Here is a 19,870-nt window from a genome sequence, read left to right on the forward strand (position 1 = left end):
GTGCTGGCCTGATTCGACAGAACTACCGATTCACCGCCGTCACCACCGGCACTCCCATCAACCGCGCCCACGCCCGCGTGCTCGCTTCCTGAATCGCAGGGGCTGCATTCCCTGGCGTGGCCCACCAAGTATTGGACTGCGCCAGGATCACAGTAGGCCGTTGCCACAACGCCTCCAGCCATGTCCATGGTTGCACCTGCTCCACGCAGAGCGCCGCCCAAACCCGCTGCCCATCCAGATCAAACACCTGCTGCCACCATGCCGGGTGCAGGGTGCGCGGATTCCAGGGCTGCCAGTCACCACCCAACAGCAGCCCGGCAGCCACAGCAACGGGTGCGGAATCAGCCCGGCCGTGCTCAACCCGCACCACCGCATCGTGCGCACCGGCCTGCACACCCAGCAGCCAGACTTGCGCACGCGGTACCGCAGCCGCAAACTGCGCCTGCGTACCGGCATACCAGTCCGGCAAGATCGCTTCGGGGAAAACCACGACCCGCGCTCCTGCACCTTGCTGCAGTCCTGCACCGATGCCAGTCTGGTTATTCTGAATATCCGCCAGGACGTTTCCATTGCCAGGCCGGATAAACGTCCGAACACCTATCCAGCCCTCAGGCGCTGTAGGGTGGATCACAGACCAAGCCAGCGCGTTCATGAAGGCACCCGTCGCCAGAAGCCCGGCAACAGCGCTCAGTCCGAAACGCCTGCCCCGCGCCGCCGCCGGTAACGTCCCGACGAGCGCCACCAGTGCCACAACGCCGAGCCATCCGCTGCCTGGATACAAGACCCCCATCGCGTTCATCGGCGACAACCATCCGATAACCCCCAGAGGGGGTAGAGCCGTCAGCAACAATGCCGCCAGCAGTCCGCCACGGCGTGATGGCAATGCCCATGGCAGCGCAAGCAGAATGGACGCAGTCAGCCAGCCTGCGATGGCAAACCCCGCATGTTGTGCGCCCCAGTAGCCGAGCACGGCGCTGACGATGGGCCAGCATCCTGTCAAGTAATAAGCCAGGGCGACGGTCAATCGCCTCCACCACTTGCTCTGACAGGCGACGAGAACCGGCAGGACAAGTGAACACGCTGGCCCCAGCAAACTGCCACCGCCGAGCAGCCAGGCACCGCCGGCCGCAACAGCGCCCGGTGTGGCGAGCGCCCAGCGGCTACTTCCGGGCGTGCTCATCGGCGTGCGGGCTGGTCGCGGTCAGCTTCTGAATCATCTGCTGCTGCATCTGAACGGTAGGCTCCAGCTGCCGTTTGCCCCACCAGGAGCCGATGAACAGCGATCCGGCAATGACCACACCAAGAACCGCCATTGAGGCCAGCGAGATCGGCTCGCGCAAGGCTTCCGACACGGCGGACTTGACCACGGAGTCATCAACCTTCACCGCCACCGGGCGCGCTGAAGCATCTTGCAGGGCACGCAACCCCTGCAATATCGGGTTCAAGTCCACCTGCACTGCATCGCCCCGTCCCGATTCCAGCACCGCTGCCTTCACCGCAGCCAATACGTCCGCCCTAGGCGTACTGCGCGCCCAACCCCAGGCGAACAGCGTGACATGCGGCGCATTGGTCGGGTCGTCCACCTCAAATCCGGCCCTCTGCAAGATACCCAGAAGTGAGCGGATTTCCTTCCATTCGTTTTCGGTAGGCAAACTGCCGAGAGCCTCCATGAACACTTGCTCTGAGTTGCTGCCTTTCAGAGGTAAGCCGGGGAACGCCCCCGGAAGCGACCGGTGGCACCGGCGATCAGCGGTTGTGCTCGCCGATGAATTTGCGCTGGGTCTCAGGCGGCATCTCCAGCGACTTGCGAAAGATGTAGTCGTCGTCCGATTCGCCGGGCATCAAATCCGACCAGTCGGCCCAATCGGGCAGCCGGGCGCTGGGAATCGTCGAGTGCTGGGTCGGTTTGCCCTCGGCGCTGGGCGCCTTTGGTGCGGGAGCTGCTGCAGGCGCCGTGCCCTCCGCTGTCTTTGGTGGGGCGTCCTTGGATTGCGCTTTCCGCTCCGCCTGCTTTGGCGGCATGGCGGCTGGTTTCGGCTTTGCTCTCGCAACGTCCCCAGCTGGGCGGGTCACTGCGGCGTTCGGTAGATCATGCAGACGGTGCCGCTCGCGGATATAAGCGAGCGCATAGCGCAGATCGGCAGAAGGCACGGCAGGAAGGTGGGACTGAATCAACGCCAGAACCTCGTTCACAGACGCACCATCCTCGAACATGCCAACGATGACGGGCTCAAGGCTGCGGACGGTGTTCAGCGCGAACTGCCGTGCCGTAGCCGCAGCTTTGGCGCTCTGGCGGGCGCGGCGGGCGGCCAGCAGCGCCGCCGACACGGCGCCGAGTTGCGCGTAGGCGGCCTGGGCGTCGAAGACGTGATCTGGCTTATCGTCTTTCTCGCTCATGTTTTTCTCCAGTGTTGCGGCCCGCAGGGAGTGGGGCCGATGCCTGGACTCTGCGGGGCGGCCCGCGCCGTGTGCGACAAGGGAACCGCGGAGAACCGGTAGGAGGCCGTTCGGTGGCGCGTCGGAAACGATCGGGAGCAGATCGGAGCGCGCCGGTGACCGGTCGGTTGCAGTCGGGTGTCGGGCGGAGCCTGACCAAGTGGCGTTCGTGTGCGTTTGGAGACGGGCCGCAGGCCGGTCGGAAAACGTCAGACGAACCCTTACCTTGCAAGGATTTTGTCCACAGTTCGAGATCCGAACGCCAACCGGACGGCTTCGGACTGTGCCCGGACGACTTCGGAAGTAAACGGAACGATGCCCAAATCAACCGAGATAACGACGCACTATGCTGTGCTGATGAAACCACTTCCACCCATGCGCGTGATGCTGCGCGCCAAACTGCACAGCGCCACGCTGACCGGAGCTGATCTTCACTACGAGGGATCGTGCGGCATCGACCAGGCACTGCTGGATGCCTGCGACATCCTTCCAGGTGAGCAGATCGAGATTTACAACGTCACCACCGGCGCACGTCTGAGCACCTATGCCATCGCCGAAACCGAACACAGTGGCCGTATCACCCTCAATGGCTCTGCGGCCCGCCATGCCGCTGTCGGCGATGTACTGATCATCTGCGCCTACGCGCCGATGGATGACGCCACGGCGCGGGCATTCCACCCACGCATCGCTTTGCTCGGCGAGAACAACTGCATCAAGATGATGAAGGATTGAGGCTGGTGAGCGCGGCCAGTGCACCGGGTGCGTCGCCCAAGGCTGTGGCCAATAGCGCAGGGTCGTTTTCCTCAAGAACAGCCGTCAGATATTTGGCGCATGCGCCGGAACGACGAGTTTCAAGAACGCGGGACAGTTGTCAGCGGCAAGAACAGAGTAAGCGGCGAGGCTGGCAAGGCAATGAAGCCATGATGCCGGTAGAACGCTGCTGCCGCCTCGTCTTTGGCGTCGACGATCAGCGCAAAGGCGGCAATCTCCGAACGGGTGGCACGGTCGAGCGCATCGGCCAGCAGAGCTCCGCCAAGACCTTGTCCTTTGAATGCTCGATCGACGGCCAAGCGGCCCATGCGAACGGCGGGCACGGTCGGATAGCGCGGCAGTTTCTTGCCGGTGCTGGCCGGAAGATCGGCGAGCAGCAGGCTTGCCGATGCCAAGGTGTAGTAACCCACGATACGCTGCCCGTCCGCCAGGGCCACGAAACAGGCGGCTACGCGACGGCGAATGTCCTGGGTGACTTGCTCGCGCAGGTAGCGATTCAGCGGATCCGAATCGCTATGGAAACCGGCGCGGTCATGTCCTGCATCGAGCGGCGAGAGTAGGTACGGTGCTCGGCTCATTCCGTGCGCAGGAGCTTGCTACGGCGAGCGAAGGCACGCTCCAACGCAGGGGCCGGTTTCGGCGGCGACAGCAGCGCTTGTGCGAAACATTCCTGATCGGCCAGAGACAGGCGAATGACTTCAGCTTGCTCGATCGCGCGCTGCGCGGCATCCTGCACGGCAGACACAACGAAATCAGTCATGGTGCGCCCCTGAATCTCGGCGGCACGCTTGAGCATCGAATGCAGATCGGTGCTGATTCGGGCTTCCAGACGGGCGGTAGAGATGGTGACGGGCATGGCTTTGTCCTCCTGATGCAATCATACGGCAGAATGCCGTACAAGCCAAGGCGGGAATCTCGGCGTTTCCGGCTCACCTCCCGATCTCCCTCTCGCGCTGCCTGCCAACGGCATCGTTGAACTGCGCGATGGCTGGCCCTGCATCGTCACCGCGCCTTGAGAGCGCCCGGCCAACAGCCAGCGCAACCAACTCCCGGCCCTCTCGCCCTTGCTGCACGGCACGATCATGCGCGGCGATGAATGCTTTCACTGGCCCGGCGCTATGGTCGCCGCCTATCCACTCATCAAGCGCACGCTCCATCGCTTGCACGGCGGGATCGGCTGCCTCTTTCTGAGGCAGACCAGTTCCCGCCTGTGGTTGCAAGGGCTTGGCGACTTCGGGCCGTGACTTCTCCACAGCCGATGGGGATAACCCCCTCGCCTCGTTCTGCATCCGCACCTGCTCATCCTTGACCACGCCTTGCAAGTCGGCATCCGTCACCTCGATCCCCAGCCGCACCGCCTGCCGGGCGGCCCGCTCCCGGAACTCGGCGCTTCCGGTGATGTCCACCTTACCGCCGAACTTCTGCGCCGCCATGCGCAAGGCCGCTTCCAGGCTCTCGTCGCTCTTGTCGTGCATCACGATGCGCGGGCCAGTGTCGGTGAACTTGTCCCGGCCATCTGAACCCCGGTACAGCACCAGTTGCCGTTTCTGGTCGATCTGCGCTTGCAGCCCGGCCAGCGTGAGCTTGCGCAGCGGGTCGAGTTCTTCGCCCTCGATGCCGTCCACCGCTTTGTTCTTGTTGCGCTGCTCGCGGTAGCGAATCCCGCGCAGCGCGGCCTGCGCCGCTTCATCGCCCCGTGCGGCCTCACGTTCCAGCCATGTGCGCCAGACTTCCTGTTTAGGCAGCTTGGCTGAGAGCGCCTTGCGTTCTGTCGCCTGGCGCTTCTGCAAGGCTTCGCGCTCCTGCGCCGCCCGCAGTGCCCACAGCGACTGCACCACGGCCAGCGGCTGGCCCTGCTGCCTCGCCTGCTCGGGCAGGGCCTTGCGCTCCTGCCGCATTTGCGCGGTGAGTTCCTTGCGTTCTTGTTGGTGTTGGATGCGTAAGGCAGCGCGTTGCTGAGGCCGCTGCGCACGCCCTGCCGCTTGCTCGGCCTCGAAGCGAGCAGCGAGCGCTGCGCGCGCATCGGCACGGGCCTGTCTGCGAAGGGCGCGTTCGTCAGGATCGCGTTTGGGTTGTTTGCCCGTTGTTTTGTGGCCCTGGTGCATACTGTTTTTGACGTATAGCGCGTAAGGGGCCGGCTTTTGCGGCGGCAGTTCCGGGCCTGGGATGAAGGGGCCGAGGCGCTTTTCCAGTTCGGATTTGCTGGCCCAGCGACCTAACTGGGAAGCCTTGGCGGCCAGGATGCGGCCGTCGTCAAGCTGGGTGGTGACGACCAGACCGGAGCCTTTGGTTTGGATGGTGACGCCGTGCTGCGCCAGGGCCTGGTGAGCATCCGCCCAGGTGGCGCCGGGAGCCTGCACGACGGCACGCAGGTCTTGGGAAGGGCGGGCGGCAACCCAGGACTGAAAGGAATCAGTGCCCAGCCTGTATTCGGCTGCTGTGGCGCTTCGTGTTAGCCGTGGATTGCCCTCCTCTTTCAACAGCCCCCGCATTCTCCGTTCGGCCCGGCTCATGCGCACGATGGTCGGCCCTTGGTCGGTGTCCAGGGTGATATAAGGGCCATTCGCGCGGGCGTAGCCGAATTCCAGTTCGAGCTCGCGCATGCAGCGGTCGAGGATGAAATAGTCTTTTTTGAACGGCGGCTGAACGGCAATGAATTTTTCTGGATGCACCCGGTTGATGACCAGGTGCACATGATCATTGTCGGTGTCGCGGTGGGTGGCCCATGCGGCCTGATGCTCACCGTATCCCAGAGCATTCATGACTTGCTTGCAGGCGTGTTCGGCCTGCTTTGCAGTCGGGTGTTCTCCCTCTTGCCAGGTGATGGCGACGTGATAGACGGGGTTGCCTTGGAAGCGGCCCTTGCTGAAGCATCGTTCAGCGGTGGAGTCGCAGGCCGCGGCCAAGTCTCCCTGCTTGACGCCTGGCGCGAAGCGGCGCGGCCCGCTCGGGAGACACGCGCCAAGGCGTGGCAAGACCTGAACGTGAAGCATCTGGCGGCAAGAGAGGATTTGTTCGCCAGCCTCGCGCAGCAGCGCGCCGAGATCGTCAAACAGCGCGGCGACCTCGATTTGCATGCTTTCGAGGCTGCAAAACAGATCGAGCACCTGCAAAAGTCGCAGATGGCAGAGCGTAAGACGCTGGCCAGCGGGCTGCCCATGGTGCCGACGCTGCGCGAGTTCCTGGAGCCGCATGCCGAGCGCGATCCCGTGGCCGCCCGCATGCTGGAACAGGAGAATGCCCGCGACCCTGCGCAGGAGAGTATTCGCGGCAAGCGCACGGCCGCGCTGGAGCCCGAAGCTCTTGAAGGCCTGACCCACGACATCGACGATGGACCGCCCAAGTCGGTGCACTATGCCCGCGACGGCGAGCGGGTCATGAGCGATCACGGCGAGCGCGTCGATCTCTATCAGGTCGATGACCGTGAAATCGAGGCCGCCTTGCGCCTGGCCGAACAGAAATTCGACATGGACAAGGGGCTGCAGCTCACCGGTAGTCGCGAGTTCCAGGAACGCGCAGCCGAACTCGCTGGACGCCTGGGTCTGAAAGTGCAGAACCCCGATCTGCAGCACACCTGGCAGGCTGGGCGTCTCCAGGCCATGCAACGCGACGAGCTGGCCGAAGACGTTCGTCTGACGGCTCCGGCGGTCGGGAAAGGAAGCGTTGAGCCTGCTCGCGTCAGCCGCGGCGACGATAGCCGTACCTACGCGGTCGATGCCCAATTCATGCAGGCCGAAGCGCTGCTAACCAAGCTCGACCACCATGGCTGGGACGGTCTGGACCGCGCCTCGCGCTACCAGCCTCTGACACCTGGGCAGCGCGCCCAGCTCCAGGGCCATGACGAACAGACCCAGCTCATCGATGACAAGGATCACCTCACCCCACTGGGCGAACGTGTCACCGAGCGCATGTGGGCCAAGATCGAGGCCGAGCGTGCGCAGCTGCAGCAGCAACTGCGCACCCGCAACATCGACGAAGAGCTGGAAAAGCGCCAGGAGCAAGAGAAGGAAACCCTGCCAACCGAACCGACAGACGACTCGACTGAATTCGTGATCCTCCAAGCGCCCGATCGCGCAGCCGCTGAAGCGCTGGGCGCGGACATCGACGACACCGAAACGGAGGCCGAGCATGTCTGAGAACACCAAGCCCGAGGCGGCCGCTGCCAAGCCCCCGCGCGACCTGCGCCAAGAACTGACCACCAAACTGGTGCAGTCGCTGGAGCAGGGGCAGATCCCCTGGAATAAACCCTGGGTCGGCCAGGGTCTGCCCCGGAATATGGAAACCGGCCGCGAATACCGCGGTGGTAACCGCCTCATGTTGCTGCTGGAACAGGCCGACCGTGGCTACGTCGATCCGCGCTATGGCACGGTCAAGCAGATCAACGCGTTGGGTGGCCGCGTGAAAAAAGGCGAGCGAGGCATGCCCGTCGAACTCTGGAAGGAGCACGGTTTCCATCGACTTGCCCGCTGTGCGTGACCAAGTACCCCAGCACGAACTCGCACCCAGACCGCCGACGCTGCGCGAAGCCCTTGAGGAGGATGGCTGGAAATTCAAGGCATCGACGGGCTCCTATGAAAAAACATTCGTCCTGACCAAGGACAAGAGCAGGGGCGGCGAGTTCACATACGGGAAGTCTGAAGTCGAAAAAATCCTGATCGCCAAGACCGCTGCACAGGGGCTCGTCATCGAGAGTGGCTGGGATGATGTCCCTGTGCCGGGGACGGCTGGCGTCGCGCCCAGGGAGGCGGCCCGGTTGCTTGACGCCGCAGCGAAAGAGCGCCTTGCCACAGAGCATGCGCACCTTCGTGTTGTGGCGGTTCGTGGCGCGAATGAACCAGCCAGACCGCAATCCGGGGAGCAGGAACAGGCACGCCACAAGGCGCCCCACGAGATGACCTTTGCCGAGTTCCGCGCGGAAGCCAGCGCAGTCAAGCTCGGGCCGGGTCACGGGCGGCAATGGGAAGTGTTCGACGGAAAGCAGTCTCTGGGGTTTGCCGACGGGCCGACGGAGGAGGGCGCACTGCGTCAAGTGCACAAGCGCGAAGTCAACAACGCGCTGTATGGCAACCAGCTCGACGCGCCACCCGCTTCGTCTGGACAGGTCTGGGTCTGTTCCTCATGATCGTGGTGCTGTCCACTTGGGCTGCGACCGAGTATGCCGCGTGGGGCTTCGGTTTCAGCGCGGCCTTGGGCGAGCCGATGGTCCCGCCGTGGTTGTATGCCCCATTCGACATTCTGATCTGGACCTTCAAATACAACCGCATCGAGTACGGCCAGGCCGTGCTGGATATTCTGGAACGCGCCCACCTCATCATGGGTGTTGGCGGCTTCCTCTCCCTGGTGTTGCCCGTCGGCATTGCTTACCGCCGATCGCGCAAGGCCGATGCCGAGCGCAACGACCTGCACGGCTCGGCGCATTGGGCAACAGACACCGAAGTCGCAGCCGCTGGCATCCTGCCCGACGACAAGAACAAGGGCGGGGTGCTGTTCGGCGCCTGGAACGATGGACAGCATGTGCGCTACCTGCGGCACAAAGGGCCGGAGCACATGATGGTGTTCGCACCCACCCGCTCCGGCAAGGGGGTGGGCATTGTCATACCGACCCTGCTGGCCTGGGACCAATCCGTCTTGGTGCATGACATCAAGGGTGAGAACTGGGCCTTGACCAGCGGATTCCGCGAGAAGGTGCTGGGGCACCGGGCCATCAAGTTCGATCCGACCTCGCCGGATTCCGCGCGGTTCAATCCCCTGCAGGAAATCCGCATGGATGGCAACCTGGTGAAGGATGTGCAGAACATCGCCACCATGATCGTCGATCCCGACGGCAAGGGCCTGAACGACCACTGGGCCAAGACCGGCTTCGATCTGATGACGGGGGTGGTGTTGTTCGTTCTCCTTTACTGGGACGGCAAAGGGCCTGAAGCCCGCCTGCGCTGCCTTCACACGGTTCAGGCCATTCTTTCCGACGGCGGCCCGATTCGCGAGATCGCCAAGGAGGCAGCCGCCCGCAATCAGTCTGAAGATGCTGAGCCGATGGAAGGTTCGCAGGCCGTGATGACCTACATTCGCGACGTGGCGCTGGAGAAGGGGGCACAGAGCACCGACCCCCATGCTCGCACCGGCTGGGCCGCAGTCGCGCAGGCCAGCCAGTCGTTTCTCAACAAGGCGCCCAACGAAGCCTCTGGCGTGCTCTCCACCGCCCTGTCTTTTCTCTCCCTCTACCGCGACCCCATCGTCGCCGAGAACACCCGCGTCTCCGATTTCACGCTGGAGAGCATCATGGGTGGCGCCGACGTGAACGGCAAGAAGGAGGCCCGCAAGACGGCGCTGTACCTGGTGGTGCCGCCAAGCGACAAAGACCGGCTCAAACCCCTGCTGCGCCTGGTGATCAACCAGGTGGTGCGGCGCCTGACCGAAGGCATGGACTTCGATGCGGGCGGGGCGAGCAAGAGTCGCTATCCCCATCGCCTCCTGCTTCTGCTCGATGAGTTTCCCAGCCTGGGCAAGCTCGACATCTTCCAGGAGGCCCTGGCCTTCATCGCCGGTTACGGCCTCAAGGCGCTGCTCATCGTGCAGGACTTGAGCCAGCTCTTTGCCGCCTATGGCAAGGACGAATCCATCATCAGCAACTGCCACATTCGCGTGGCCTACGCCCCGAACAAGATCGAGACGGCCGAGCTGCTGTCCAAGATGGCCGGGCAGGCCACCGTCAGCCATACCCAGCGGCAATACAGCGGCAACCGGCTTGCCGTGCTGTTGCAGAACGTCAACACCAACGAGCAGATCGTGCAACGCCCGCTGCTCACGCCCGACGAATGCATGCGCCTGCCCCCAGACGACGAACTTGTGTTCGTTGCTGGTCATGCCCCGGTGTACTGCCAGAAGATCAAGTATTACCAGGACGCGGCGCTGGCTGAGCGCATCAAACTCGGGGCGGCGACATCGACGGGAAGAATGTCAAAATAAATGGACAAATTACTTGGAAAGCACAAAAATGTCCTATATGAAGGACATTCAAGTGCGTCAACTTCCATCGCTGAATGCGCAGGACCTCGGTCGCGCATTCCGTGCCGAGCGCAAGGCCCAGGGCAAAAGCCAGGCCGGAATCGCTGCGCAGATCGGCACCAAGCGCCAGACCATCGTAGCCTTGGAAGCGGGCCGCAACGTGGGTCTTTATACCGTGTTTGCGGCTCTCGCCGCGTTGGGAAAGGGGTTACTGATCGCCGACCCGCGTGCCGAACTGGATCGACTCGATGAGTATTTCGGTGATGAAGACGAAAGAGCTTGAAGTCTCCACTCCACAGGGAGATGCAGGCCATCTGCGCCGCGAATCGCAATACGTCTTCAATTACAACCGCGGCGTCGACCTGTCGTGTGAGATTTCGCTGACCATGCCGCTGCGGGCGCAGAGCTATAGCGGCAACGTGTTGCCCCCTATTTTCACGATGAACAGGCCGGAAGGCTGGCTGGCACAGGAGCTTGTGCGCCGCATGGCAAAGCAGGGCCCCGTTGACGACATGCGCCTGCTTGCCATCACGGGCGATCACCAGATCGGGAGGTTGCGCTTCAGTGAGCCGAACACGCCTGGGCGCGGCAGGTCGGCTCAGATCGGGCTGCGCGAGATTCTGACGGCCGGATCATCCGCCGAGGTCTTCGCCTTCCTGGTTGATCAGTACGTCGATTCAGGAATCTCCGGCGTTCAGCCAAAAGTCATGGTTCCTGACGCCGACAGGCCGCTGCCCCCAGCAAGCAGATCCACTGCCACTGCGGCTGATCTGATCGTCAAATCGGGCGGCGATCAATACCCTGGATTGGCCGCCAATGAATTCCATTTCCTCGTCTTCGAGAGATCGCATCGCACGCCAGCGCTCCACCAGGCCCCACATGCGGCCCATGATGTACGCTCGTTCTGAACCGACCAGTGGGTTGTAGCCGTCGATACCGGCTGCGCGTTCCAGGCACATCAGATACAGCGTCTGGCGCACGTCTTCGACGCTGAGCGTGCTCACGGATGCGAATTTGTGGGCTTCGCCGACCATGCTGTCATACAGGCTTTGTGCGTCAGACATGGCTGGCTGCGATCGGGTGGGTGGCAAACCAAGCGTCCAGCGCCTCGCGCAAGACATCTTCCTCGGAGCGGTGCTCTTGCTCGCTGATCTGCTTCAGGGCTCGGTACAGTGCAGCGCTCACACGCACCTTCAGCACGGGCTCGCTCGATTCCTCAGACACGTCCTTGGCTCCCTGTTCGTCAGGTGCCTCAGCGGGTGTGGGGTGCGTGGCCTGCGGCGGTGCATCGAGCAGCTTTTGCTGTCGCTTCTGCGACTGCTGTTGGCAGGCCTTGCGCGCCGCCTCGCAACGCGCAACGGTGATCACATCGCTGGATTCGACGATGCCGCGCTGTTGAGCAGCGTCGAGCGAGGAGAACTCTTCCCAGGCCGAGACTGACTGCAGGCGTCCAAGTGACGCCAGGTCGCGTGCAAGCGGGTTGCGGGCCAGGGAAAGCATGCCAGTCACCCAGGATTCCCGGCGGGCCAGCGCCTTGGCGATGCTGGGCGGAGACATCCCGGCCTCCACCAGACGCAGCACGGTCGCCGCTGCGTCTTCCAGACTGAATTCCTGCCGGTGCATGTTCTCTGTGGCGCGCAGCACCACGGCGGCGGCACCGACCGGTGGATATCCAAGGCTTCAGATATTTACCCGTTGCTGTTGGCAACGACCTGCCATTGAGACTAGGTTTAGCCATGGTCGTTGGCATCCTTGATGTCTGATCGCCAAACAAAGGGGACACTGAGTACGTTCTCGAGCGCGGGAAGCAACTGCGCCTTCTGGGAGTCAGCCGACAGCGTTCCCGCAGTCAGCTCCTGCCTGATTTCGACCGCAAGTCGCATTCGCTCGTCAGGGGTCAAAAACGGGCCTTCGCCTACTCCCAGAGGGGCAAAGCGAATCAAGGGAGACTTCAGGTCTTCGAGGCGTGCAAGGAAGTACGCCGCCAGATCGGGCTCAATTTCGCCACGGTCAAGCTGACCACGCAGCCAATCTGCGGCGGCGCGGCGTTCAGTCTCATTGAGGTAGGTGCCACCTGAAGCTGTCATGACGCCGGTCCTTTGGTCAGTGCAGTGGGTCTGAATCTGTGCGCGCCGCATGCGCAGAGCCATGACAAGACCCAGGGAGTTGGACATGCCTGGATTCATGACAAATCTCCGAGGATGAACTGCGGCACGTCCAGGGACATTGCGATATCGATGTTGCGCACCCAGAGCGGTGTCGCGGACAACTGGAAGGTCTCGCCCGCCCAGGCCAGCAGCAGCGTGCGGCCGATTTCTTCGCCGATGGCCTGCGCCGCATCCGGCGGCACGGCATTGCCGATGCGCTCCCGCCATGCGCTGTCGCTCAGTCCCTCCAGCTCAAGCCATTCCTCCGGATCCACCAGGCTCTGCAACGCGGCCAGTTCCAGCGTCGTGAATGGGCGATGCCACGTTCTGTCCTCCGCGACGATCCTGGCCGCCAGCTTGTCATTCGCTCCTGGCATTTCACAGGGCGCTCCTGCCTCTTCCGCGACATCAAAGCAGCACGCAGGCTCTCGCGGGTCGGCAACACTCCAGCGCCCGTTGTCGTGCCCTGCAGCCGCCGAGACGGCTCCACTTGGGGCGTCCCAGGCGGTGACGCCGTAGTGCCCGGCTGTCAGGTAATGATCGCCCTTGTCGCGGGCAAGCCCAGGACGCGGGTCAGCGACCGCAAAGGCGCCCTGCCCCGTGTTGCTGCCGCTGATGACCGTGCGCGCTGAACCATCCCATGTTGCCACCTCGTATTTGCTGTGCAGCTTTGCCGGGTCAGTCCCGCCCCGTGGATCGGCGACGCACTGGCTTGGGCCATGGCCGCCTGTGACAGCGCGGGAAACATCTCGCCGCCGGACCACACGGAATTCGTTGCCGTGCTTCGATGGCCCGAAGTGCCTGGGGTCGGCCACGGCAAATTTGCCTTGGCCAGGGGACTTCACGTTGATCATGGCCCCAGTGGGCTGTCCCCACGGGATCACCCCATATTGCATGTAGTCGTTGCGCTGTCCGTCGAATCGGGGATCAGCGATAGCGAAGGCCGCTGATATAGAAGTGGTCACCATGCCATCGTGCATCTTCGGCACGACCAGATAGTCGCGCAGCAGGCCGTTTTCGACGGTCAGCCGGTTCAACGAGCGCCAGTCCGAGCCCGCTTCGACGAAGGCCAGGCGCACCCAGGTCTTCCACGCCAGTTGTGGCATGCGGTGCATCGGCCCACCGATTCCATCGCCGGGCACCGGCAACCGGCCGATGATCTCGCCCACGCTGCGCAACGCCAGTTTCGGCGGCTCGTAGAGGAATGGGGGAACCTTCTCCCGGTGGCGAGCGACCAGCAGGTAGCGTTTGCGAGATTGCCCGAGCCCGCCCAGTTCGCCGCAATCATGCGGCGCGCCGGCAACGGCATAGCCATACTGCTCCAGCAGTGATGTGATCTGGCTGAGCAGGTGCGCGCCGCGGTTCTGGATGCGCGGCACGTTCTCGAACAGGACGAATTCCGGCGGGTCGTCGCCAAAGGCTTCGAGCATCAGCCAGACACCGCGCACGGTCAAGCGGTTCAGTGCCTGGTACTTGGTGGTTTTGCTGCGCGTCTCCGAGAGCAGCCCGGAGAACCCTTTGCACGGCGCTGACAGGAACACGATGTGTGGTCGCTCATTCCCTGCGGCCTGCTGGATATCAGCAGGCGACGCCTCTTGCCACGCTGCAGGAGGTTCGGCGCCATGGAAATCGCGGTATTGCGATCGGTCGAACAGATCGAGCACCGTGCCCTGGACACCGGCCAGCCGCGAGAAATCCGCAATGCCAGCTGGATCGACATCGATACCGCCGATGCAGCGCATGCGGCCCTGGATGCCGGGGATTCGCGGCTGCGCCTTGTTGAACCCTTTGGCGCCACCGCCCAGGCCGCAGAAGAGATGGAAATGACGGATTTCACGATGCTCGGTCATGGAGTTCGTCTTTGTTGTGTTGGGATCGCGGGCGCACCGGCGGTATCGATGAGTTCGGGCCAGATCAAGTGCCAGTCGTCTGGGCGCAGGTCCCAGCGCATGACGGCGCCCCTTGTAGCCCTTTCTATTGATCGGGACAGAGCGGCATTCGCCTTACGCTTGCCGTGGGCGATCTGGTAAAGAAACGCGGGGGCGATCCCGAGGCTTCGCCCAAGCCCGGCAGCACTTGAACCCGGTCCACGAATGTATTCGAGAAGTTCCATGGCTCCGCATATTAGTAGCGTTCGCTATGCTTCACAAGGGCCGAACGCTATGCTATTGCGTGATAGCTTTCGCTGCATGCTTAAAGAAGATGTTCAGGAAAGCCGAAGACGCATACTGCAGCGCGTCATCGATGAGGAATTTGGCGGAAATGAAGCAGCCTTCGGGCGTCGGCTTGGCTACAAGGATGGAGCGTTTGTCCGTCAGATGCTTTCCGGGGGCAAGGCCATTACAGAAAAAACGGTCATAAAGATCGTGACCGCCATTCCCAAGCTGAATGGATGGTTCTCCAGCGCGCCCCCGATCATTCAAGCCCAGCCCCATGAACTGACTCTCTCGCAGATCCTCGATCAACTGGCGCTCGCAGTCCATCGGGTCGCCCCAGACAAGCGCGAGGCCGTGGCCGATCTATTGCACGCCCTCGCCCTCCACCCTGGCGAATTAGCTATACGCGAAGCGTTAGAAAAACTCATGCAGTCCTCGACCACCCACAACACACGGGCCGCCGTGTCGACCAACGACTTCGTAGGCACCCCCCCCACAGCAAACCAAGATATTCCCGGCTTCTTGAAAAAATGACGATTCGCGTACCACCGCTGCTGGGGGTGGATGCCTATTTGGGCCCAGTGCCGGGCGCACCCTCACGACCACCTCACGGCGGTCTACGCGAGACCCACCTGGCGTTGATCCGCTTCCAGGGCCAAGTTCGGCGGGCTTACGTCAAGCATTTTTCGGTGACCGAGCCATTTGGACTCTTCAATGAGGCGCTTGCGTGCACCCTCCTGAGTGGATTGGGTGTACCTTGCTCAGAAGGCGCTGTGCTTCCTGCCCCAGTGCTTGGGTCGGACGAGGCCACTCTGGCCTTTGCGAGCCTGGAGGCCGCCCGTGGATTCGAGGGAACTGCCAAGCAAATTTATCAGCCGCTCGGCCCAGAGCAACTGGATGAAGTCACTCGGCGCCTACATGCCTGCGCTGCATTCGCGTCGATCATCGCTGCCGATCAACTCTTGGGCAACAGCGACCGTAACATCGGCAATTTGGCATTCACCGGACCACGATCCATCGAAATCTTCGACCATGAAGCCATTCTGGGTGGCGCGGCATTCCCCACAGAGCGCCTGTACGAACCACAAGTATGGGCACGCAGCAAGCTTATCGAAGACCTTGCCCCAATTCAGGCATTGTCGCCTAGGTTAAAAACGGGCATCATCGCTGCAGCTGAAGTTCTAGTGGATCTCTTTTATGAGATTCAACCCGAGTTCAGCAAGGCAATTCAAGTGGGAGCAACTGGACGCGCTACTGCGAGTGCGGAAGCGATTCGGCGACGCTCACACGAAGTCGTTGGCTGGTTTCGCAGTCGTCTTGGCCTACTGATATGAACACGTTTGATTCATTGCTGAAGACACAGCCTTCGCTCAATCTGCAGCAGACTGGACAGTGGTTTGTTATTCGGTGCACCCCTGATCCCTATACAAGCGAGCGATTCAATATCGGTGTCGCCGGCATGGACGCAAATGGCGTGCGCCATGCGAAAGTAATGGAAGATCCTGGGCGATTGAAATGTCTGTACGGCGAGTCAGCGGCCAACATCATCGCACTTGCGCATGTCGCGAAGCGATGTGCGCTTGCGGGCGAGGGTTCGCCCTCGACACAGATCGAGTTTGCCGATCCCAGCCCGTTCTACAACTCCAATCTTCCAGAGTTTCTAAACGCCGCATTTGAGCAGCAGGTGACAGCAGCCATTCCAATCAAGGAAGCAGACGCACGCACACGCATCGACGACGATGGGGCGCTACGACTGGTGAGCGACTGCATTCGCAAGACACTTCAACTCGCCGCGGAAGAGATTTTGACTGACACCCCATTTCTTTCCTTCGATACCCCCCGCGGCAAGCGTTCCGTCTACGCGCCTTTTGTTACGCGCGATGCGGTTGGCACGCTGAAGAGTACAGACTATGGAGCCGAAACCGTCCGCACTCACCTGATGGATGCTGTCCTCGACATGGAATTCGCGGCTCGCTTCGGAAAGAAGCAGCGCCAAGGCCTGTTCATTCTTCGCCCTCCGATGCCGAAGGAAAAAGAAGCCCAACAAATCGACCGCGCGCTAGATACCGTGCTGTTTCGCGCGCATCCCATCTTGCATGTCGAGATGGAATCCACCGTCGACGCGCTGGCCGAGCGCGTGATCGAGTGGGCGAACGCTGCATAGATTGAACCGACACTGAAAGAAGCCGCCTCCGGGCGGCCTTTTTCCGCCCACGAAAGCTGTTTCTATATGTGTCTCCCCTAATCATGACAAATAGCTAGCGAACGCTATTGCTTTAATGTTTAGCGTTCGCTACTATTCATTCCATCCCCTCGATGGAGTGAAGCATGTCCTCTCTCAACAAGGTTCAACTGATCGGCCACCTCGGTCGCGACCCGGAGGTGCGCTACACACCGGACGGCCTGGCCGTCGCCCATCTGCAAATTGCCACAACTCGCGTCTGGAAGGACAAGAACGGCGAGCGGCAGGAAGAGACCGAATGGACGCGCGTCGTCTTCTATGACCGCCGTGCCGAAATCGCCTCCGATTACCTCAAAAAGGGTAGCCAGTGCTTCGTTGAAGGCTACCTGCGCACCCGGAAATGGGAAGACAAGGGCGGCGTTGAACGCTTCACGCCCGAGGTGGTTGGCACTGACCTGATCCTGCTGGGTGGTAAATCCGGGGCGCAGCCGCAAGAACAGACGCAGGCGCAGCCTGAGCAGGCTGTTGCCGCGCCAGTCGCTGCGGCCCGCAGGCCGGTGGACATGTCCAAGGCGACATTCACCATAAAACCCGACACAGAGGACATCTGAGGAGCGCCGACCATGTTCTACAGGCCATTCAAAGTGGACTATTCCCTCGTAGGGGAGCGCGATGGCAGCGCCGGGCGCGCCCCCGATCCTGCGCTGTGGCGGCGCGATGCTTACCGGCGCGGCTATGCACAGGGTCTTCTTGCCCGCGCAGAGCGCATCGCGCAGGGCGCTGCTCCGATGCCCATGCTTGGTCGCAGCAGCGTGGAGGCGCGGCTGTGATGGACTACGGCTACCGAATAGAACCCCGCTCCGATGAGCTTGGCGGCGGCTGGCGATTGCGCCTCCTGGAGAACGGCGAGGAAATCGGCGGTGGCATTTTTCCTGCTGGCGAATCAGACCTCGAAGCCTACGACGATGCACAGGCCGAGGCATCAGCATGGCTCGGGAGCCGACCGCAGACTAGCCTGCCGATGCACATGATGTCCCATTCGGGCATCGATTATTTGCCCGGCAGGTTAAGGGTGCGTGACGTGCAAATCGCAGACATCGCTCACGCGCTGTCGCTGATCTGCCGTTTCGGCGGGCACTGTACCGAGCACTACTCGGTGGCACAGCACAGCCTGTTGGTGGTACGCATCCTGGAATCGATGGACGCACCGGCGGAGGCCATGCTGTGCGGGCTGATGCATGACGCGCATGAGGCCTATGTCGGCGATGTGCCAACACCGATCAAGGCCGCGCTTGGAGCAACATGGGCTGATCTCGAACACCAAGCTGAGGATTCTGTCTTGGATGCGTTCGGCTTGCGTGATGCGATGAATGACTGGCGTGACATCGTGAAGCATGCAGATCGTGTGGCGCTGGCGACAGAACGGCGGGATGTATTACGGTTTGACATGAACGTCAACCAACCGTGGGCCATACTTGAAGGTGTTGCGCCGCACGATGGGCATGCTGCTCTGGTGGGCGCGACACCACAGCGTTGGGCTGCGCTATTTCTGGAGCAATTTTTCATGCTCAGGGAGGCTTGCGGTGCCCGTTCTTCCATTTTCACGACTTGAGGGAGTTTTCAATGAAACATTCGATTGCATTAGTCGCGCTGCTGTCCGCTGGGCTGTTGGCGGGATGCGGTAAGTCAACGCCAAGTGTCTCTTCGACGACAAGCAGCGGCCCCAGCCCATACAGTGGCCACGATCAGGCTTGGTTCGTCGCACACCCCAAGGAGAACGACCAAGAAAACATCTGGTGCAAAGCGAACAACGGCTACTTGAACCCCCTCGTCAAGGAGCAGGCAAAGACCTATGACCCGGCATGCGACCTCGCAGCCAATGCGTATTACCAGCGCATGCAGAACGCAAAGACGCAGCCGGGCGCCTTCTGACGAAAGGAACAAACATGCAGAACGCCGGAGTGACCATCGTCATCATGATGATCGTGCTTTACGCCCTCGGCCACCTGTTCTTGATGGCGCCGCTCTGGGTCAAGCTGATTGTCCTGTCGCCCATTCTCTTCTCGCTGGGCCGACTGCTTTGGGCAATCGGAAAGCGGCTGTGGGGCGTTTACAGGCAAGCTGCCTGGGAATTCAAGATTCGCCGGATGATGTCCCGCGTCAGGCGGATGTAACACCAAACTAAGGAACAGCCATGCACAACGACCTGCTCGAACTTCCGCAACGGGTGATCGCCTTCGCGCGCATCGGCCTGCGGCCCTCCCCGGCCGACATCGAAGCGGCCATTCGCCGCCTCGACCAGGCGGAGTCCTCTATGCAAGCCCTGGGCCATAGCGCGATCGGGCTTCAGCCCGCACGGGCTGCTTTGGCATCTTTGCGGTGGGGGCACCTGCCACATCGGGATGCATGCGTATCTGCCGTCGCCAGCTTGGCTGCGGTGATGGCCCAGGGAATCGCTTTGGAGGATGCGTGATGCATCTGGACATCGGGCACATGATCGTCAGCTCGGTGGTGCATGGGCTGGTCTATGACGTGATTTTCAAGACAACGCGGCATCTGTCGATCGTGCAGACGGCCGGACTAGCGATTGTCGCGATTGCTGCAGTGTGGGTTACGGCAAAAATATTCGGAGGAAAGCGTCGATGAGCAAGCCACGCGTCTATCTGGCCGGACCAGACCTGTTTTTCGAGGATCGGGAGGAGCGATATGCCCGGCTGCGGGCGGCATGCGCACAAGCCGGTCTGGATGCTGTGGCGCCGATTGATGGCCTTGAGCTGCACACAGAGGGGCCACTTCCCGCAGCAGAACAAATCTATCAGCACAATCTGCGGCTTCTGCGCATCTGTGATGCGGTACTGGTGAACCTGAGCCCATTCCGCGGCTCGGAACCGGATAGCGGATCAGTATTCGAGGCAGCTTTCGCCTACGCCATCGGCAAGCCAGTGGCTGGCTGGATCGGCGACTACTGGCACACAGCAGAGCGGTCAGCCATGCTGCGCAAGGTCTGGCACGACTGTGATGGCCGCGCACGCGACAAGCTCGACGGCGGATTGGTGGAGGACTTCGGGCTGCCAGCCAACCTGATGCTGGCGTGCAGCTTCCCGATCATGCCAACGGCGGGAGAGGCGGTGGAACGGCTGGTAGATGCGGTGCAACCGTGCGTGGGGATGTGA

General features: G+C 62.1%; 28 protein-coding genes. 18 read left to right on the forward strand and 10 right to left on the reverse strand.

Annotated elements, in window-relative coordinates; genetic code table 11:
* Positions 1 to 22 precede the first annotated feature (22 nt).
* The 3 genes from ASC45_RS07605 to ASC45_RS07615 form a co-directional block, all read right to left on the reverse strand.
* Entirely contained in the window at positions 23 to 1,180 is a 1,158-nt protein-coding gene (locus tag ASC45_RS07605; protein ID WP_055450448.1) for a carbon-nitrogen hydrolase family protein, read from the reverse strand.
* Positions 1,161 to 1,670 carry a hypothetical protein gene (locus ASC45_RS07610; protein WP_055450449.1) on the reverse strand — a complete coding sequence of 170 codons (510 nt, stop codon included), beginning with the start codon at positions 1,668 to 1,670 and terminating at the stop codon, positions 1,161 to 1,163. Before ASC45_RS07610 ends, ASC45_RS07605 begins: the two co-directional genes overlap by 20 nt.
* A gap of 76 nt (positions 1,671 to 1,746) precedes the next feature.
* Positions 1,747 to 2,397 (reverse strand): hypothetical protein, encoded by a 651-nt coding sequence (locus ASC45_RS07615; protein WP_055450450.1) that lies wholly within the window; start codon positions 2,395 to 2,397, stop codon positions 1,747 to 1,749.
* A 396-nt stretch (positions 2,398 to 2,793) separates the two neighbouring features.
* On the opposite strand from ASC45_RS07615, the gene panD reads away from it, so the two are divergent.
* Positions 2,794 to 3,168 (forward strand): aspartate 1-decarboxylase, encoded by a 375-nt coding sequence (gene panD / locus ASC45_RS07620; RefSeq protein ID WP_245609998.1) that lies wholly within the window; start codon positions 2,794 to 2,796, stop codon positions 3,166 to 3,168.
* A gap of 119 nt (positions 3,169 to 3,287) precedes the next feature.
* Here panD and ASC45_RS07625 read toward each other — a convergent pair whose 3' ends face one another.
* From ASC45_RS07625 to traI, 3 genes are all read right to left on the reverse strand, one after another.
* Positions 3,288 to 3,785, reverse strand: coding sequence for a GNAT family N-acetyltransferase (locus tag ASC45_RS07625; RefSeq protein WP_055450452.1), 498 nt, complete (start codon positions 3,783 to 3,785; stop codon positions 3,288 to 3,290).
* Positions 3,782 to 4,063, reverse strand: coding sequence for a type II toxin-antitoxin system TacA family antitoxin (locus ASC45_RS07630; RefSeq protein WP_055450453.1), 282 nt, complete (start codon positions 4,061 to 4,063; stop codon positions 3,782 to 3,784). Before ASC45_RS07630 ends, ASC45_RS07625 begins: the two co-directional genes overlap by 4 nt.
* Before the next feature lie 73 nt (positions 4,064 to 4,136).
* A complete protein-coding gene (gene traI / locus ASC45_RS07635; RefSeq protein ID WP_342665691.1) occupies positions 4,137 to 6,401 on the reverse strand; it encodes a TraI/MobA(P) family conjugative relaxase in 2,265 nt (754 codons plus the stop codon).
* A 27-nt stretch (positions 6,402 to 6,428) separates the two neighbouring features.
* Here traI and ASC45_RS07640 point away from each other — a divergent pair, with 27 nt between their 5' ends.
* Genes ASC45_RS07640 through ASC45_RS07660 form a run of 6 tightly spaced genes read left to right on the forward strand, consistent with a single transcriptional unit; the run spans position 6,429 to position 11,120 of the window.
* Entirely contained in the window at positions 6,429 to 7,343 is a 915-nt protein-coding gene (locus tag ASC45_RS07640) for an LPD7 domain-containing protein (protein WP_342665696.1), read from the forward strand.
* Complete coding sequence (locus ASC45_RS07645; RefSeq protein ID WP_055450454.1) at positions 7,336 to 7,683, forward strand: ArdC-like ssDNA-binding domain-containing protein; 348 nt, start codon at positions 7,336 to 7,338, stop codon at positions 7,681 to 7,683. The genes ASC45_RS07640 and ASC45_RS07645 overlap by 8 nt, the downstream gene beginning before the upstream one ends.
* Positions 7,667 to 8,329, forward strand: coding sequence for a hypothetical protein (locus ASC45_RS15725; RefSeq protein WP_141655753.1), 663 nt, complete (start codon positions 7,667 to 7,669; stop codon positions 8,327 to 8,329). Before ASC45_RS07645 ends, ASC45_RS15725 begins: the two co-directional genes overlap by 17 nt.
* Entirely contained in the window at positions 8,326 to 10,173 is a 1,848-nt protein-coding gene (locus tag ASC45_RS07650; protein WP_245610000.1) for a type IV secretory system conjugative DNA transfer family protein, read from the forward strand. The genes ASC45_RS15725 and ASC45_RS07650 overlap by 4 nt, the downstream gene beginning before the upstream one ends.
* Before the next feature lie 28 nt (positions 10,174 to 10,201).
* The gene (locus ASC45_RS07655; protein WP_055450455.1) at positions 10,202 to 10,495 is read left to right on the forward strand and encodes a helix-turn-helix transcriptional regulator; all 294 of its coding nucleotides are present in this window, start codon (positions 10,202 to 10,204) and stop codon (positions 10,493 to 10,495) included.
* The gene (locus ASC45_RS07660; RefSeq protein WP_245610001.1) at positions 10,461 to 11,120 is read left to right on the forward strand and encodes a HipA N-terminal domain-containing protein; all 660 of its coding nucleotides are present in this window, start codon (positions 10,461 to 10,463) and stop codon (positions 11,118 to 11,120) included. Before ASC45_RS07655 ends, ASC45_RS07660 begins: the two co-directional genes overlap by 35 nt.
* A 148-nt stretch (positions 11,121 to 11,268) precedes the next feature.
* On the opposite strand, the gene ASC45_RS07665 is transcribed toward ASC45_RS07660, so the two are convergent.
* The 4 genes from ASC45_RS07665 to ASC45_RS15500 form a co-directional block, all read right to left on the reverse strand.
* Positions 11,269 to 11,856 carry a hypothetical protein gene (locus tag ASC45_RS07665; protein ID WP_141655754.1) on the reverse strand — a complete coding sequence of 196 codons (588 nt, stop codon included), beginning with the start codon at positions 11,854 to 11,856 and terminating at the stop codon, positions 11,269 to 11,271.
* A gap of 86 nt (positions 11,857 to 11,942) precedes the next feature.
* Positions 11,943 to 12,386 carry a hypothetical protein gene (locus tag ASC45_RS07670; RefSeq protein ID WP_055450457.1) on the reverse strand — a complete coding sequence of 148 codons (444 nt, stop codon included), beginning with the start codon at positions 12,384 to 12,386 and terminating at the stop codon, positions 11,943 to 11,945.
* A gap of 8 nt (positions 12,387 to 12,394) precedes the next feature.
* A complete protein-coding gene (locus ASC45_RS07675) occupies positions 12,395 to 14,209 on the reverse strand; it encodes a DNA cytosine methyltransferase (protein ID WP_055450458.1) in 1,815 nt (604 codons plus the stop codon).
* Complete coding sequence (locus tag ASC45_RS15500; RefSeq protein WP_072243011.1) at positions 14,206 to 14,472, reverse strand: transcriptional regulator; 267 nt, start codon at positions 14,470 to 14,472, stop codon at positions 14,206 to 14,208. The genes ASC45_RS07675 and ASC45_RS15500 overlap by 4 nt, the downstream gene beginning before the upstream one ends.
* Before the next feature lie 49 nt (positions 14,473 to 14,521).
* Here ASC45_RS15500 and ASC45_RS07680 point away from each other — a divergent pair, with 49 nt between their 5' ends.
* The 11 genes from ASC45_RS07680 (at position 14,522) to ASC45_RS07725 (ending at position 19,870) form a co-directional block, all read left to right on the forward strand.
* Positions 14,522 to 15,049, forward strand: coding sequence for a hypothetical protein (locus ASC45_RS07680; protein WP_211263356.1), 528 nt, complete (start codon positions 14,522 to 14,524; stop codon positions 15,047 to 15,049).
* On the forward strand, positions 15,046 to 15,849 hold the full coding sequence (locus tag ASC45_RS07685) for a hypothetical protein (RefSeq protein WP_141655756.1): 804 nt from the start codon (positions 15,046 to 15,048) through the stop codon (positions 15,847 to 15,849). The genes ASC45_RS07680 and ASC45_RS07685 overlap by 4 nt, the downstream gene beginning before the upstream one ends.
* Positions 15,846 to 16,679, forward strand: a complete 834-nt coding sequence (locus ASC45_RS07690; RefSeq protein ID WP_141655757.1) for a DUF3037 domain-containing protein — start codon at positions 15,846 to 15,848, stop codon at positions 16,677 to 16,679. Before ASC45_RS07685 ends, ASC45_RS07690 begins: the two co-directional genes overlap by 4 nt.
* A gap of 164 nt (positions 16,680 to 16,843) precedes the next feature.
* Complete coding sequence (locus tag ASC45_RS07695) at positions 16,844 to 17,308, forward strand: single-stranded DNA-binding protein (protein WP_055450462.1); 465 nt, start codon at positions 16,844 to 16,846, stop codon at positions 17,306 to 17,308.
* Positions 17,309 to 17,320: 12 nt separating this feature from the next.
* On the forward strand, positions 17,321 to 17,527 hold the full coding sequence (locus ASC45_RS07700) for a hypothetical protein (protein WP_055450463.1): 207 nt from the start codon (positions 17,321 to 17,323) through the stop codon (positions 17,525 to 17,527).
* Positions 17,527 to 18,309, forward strand: a complete 783-nt coding sequence (locus tag ASC45_RS07705) for an HD domain-containing protein (protein ID WP_055450464.1) — start codon at positions 17,527 to 17,529, stop codon at positions 18,307 to 18,309. The genes ASC45_RS07700 and ASC45_RS07705 overlap by 1 nt, the downstream gene beginning before the upstream one ends.
* A gap of 11 nt (positions 18,310 to 18,320) precedes the next feature.
* Positions 18,321 to 18,629, forward strand: coding sequence for a hypothetical protein (locus ASC45_RS07710; RefSeq protein WP_055450465.1), 309 nt, complete (start codon positions 18,321 to 18,323; stop codon positions 18,627 to 18,629).
* A gap of 14 nt (positions 18,630 to 18,643) precedes the next feature.
* Positions 18,644 to 18,871, forward strand: coding sequence for a hypothetical protein (locus ASC45_RS07715; protein WP_055450466.1), 228 nt, complete (start codon positions 18,644 to 18,646; stop codon positions 18,869 to 18,871).
* Between the two features lie 20 nt (positions 18,872 to 18,891).
* The gene (locus ASC45_RS07720; protein WP_055450467.1) at positions 18,892 to 19,170 is read left to right on the forward strand and encodes a hypothetical protein; all 279 of its coding nucleotides are present in this window, start codon (positions 18,892 to 18,894) and stop codon (positions 19,168 to 19,170) included.
* On the forward strand, positions 19,170 to 19,343 hold the full coding sequence (locus ASC45_RS15730; protein ID WP_156346981.1) for a hypothetical protein: 174 nt from the start codon (positions 19,170 to 19,172) through the stop codon (positions 19,341 to 19,343). Before ASC45_RS07720 ends, ASC45_RS15730 begins: the two co-directional genes overlap by 1 nt.
* On the forward strand, positions 19,340 to 19,870 hold the full coding sequence (locus ASC45_RS07725; RefSeq protein WP_055450468.1) for a nucleoside 2-deoxyribosyltransferase: 531 nt from the start codon (positions 19,340 to 19,342) through the stop codon (positions 19,868 to 19,870). Before ASC45_RS15730 ends, ASC45_RS07725 begins: the two co-directional genes overlap by 4 nt.

The sequence above is a fragment of the Thiomonas bhubaneswarensis genome (assembly GCF_001418255.1).
Lineage (GTDB): Bacteria > Pseudomonadota > Gammaproteobacteria > Burkholderiales > Burkholderiaceae_C > Thiomonas > Thiomonas bhubaneswarensis.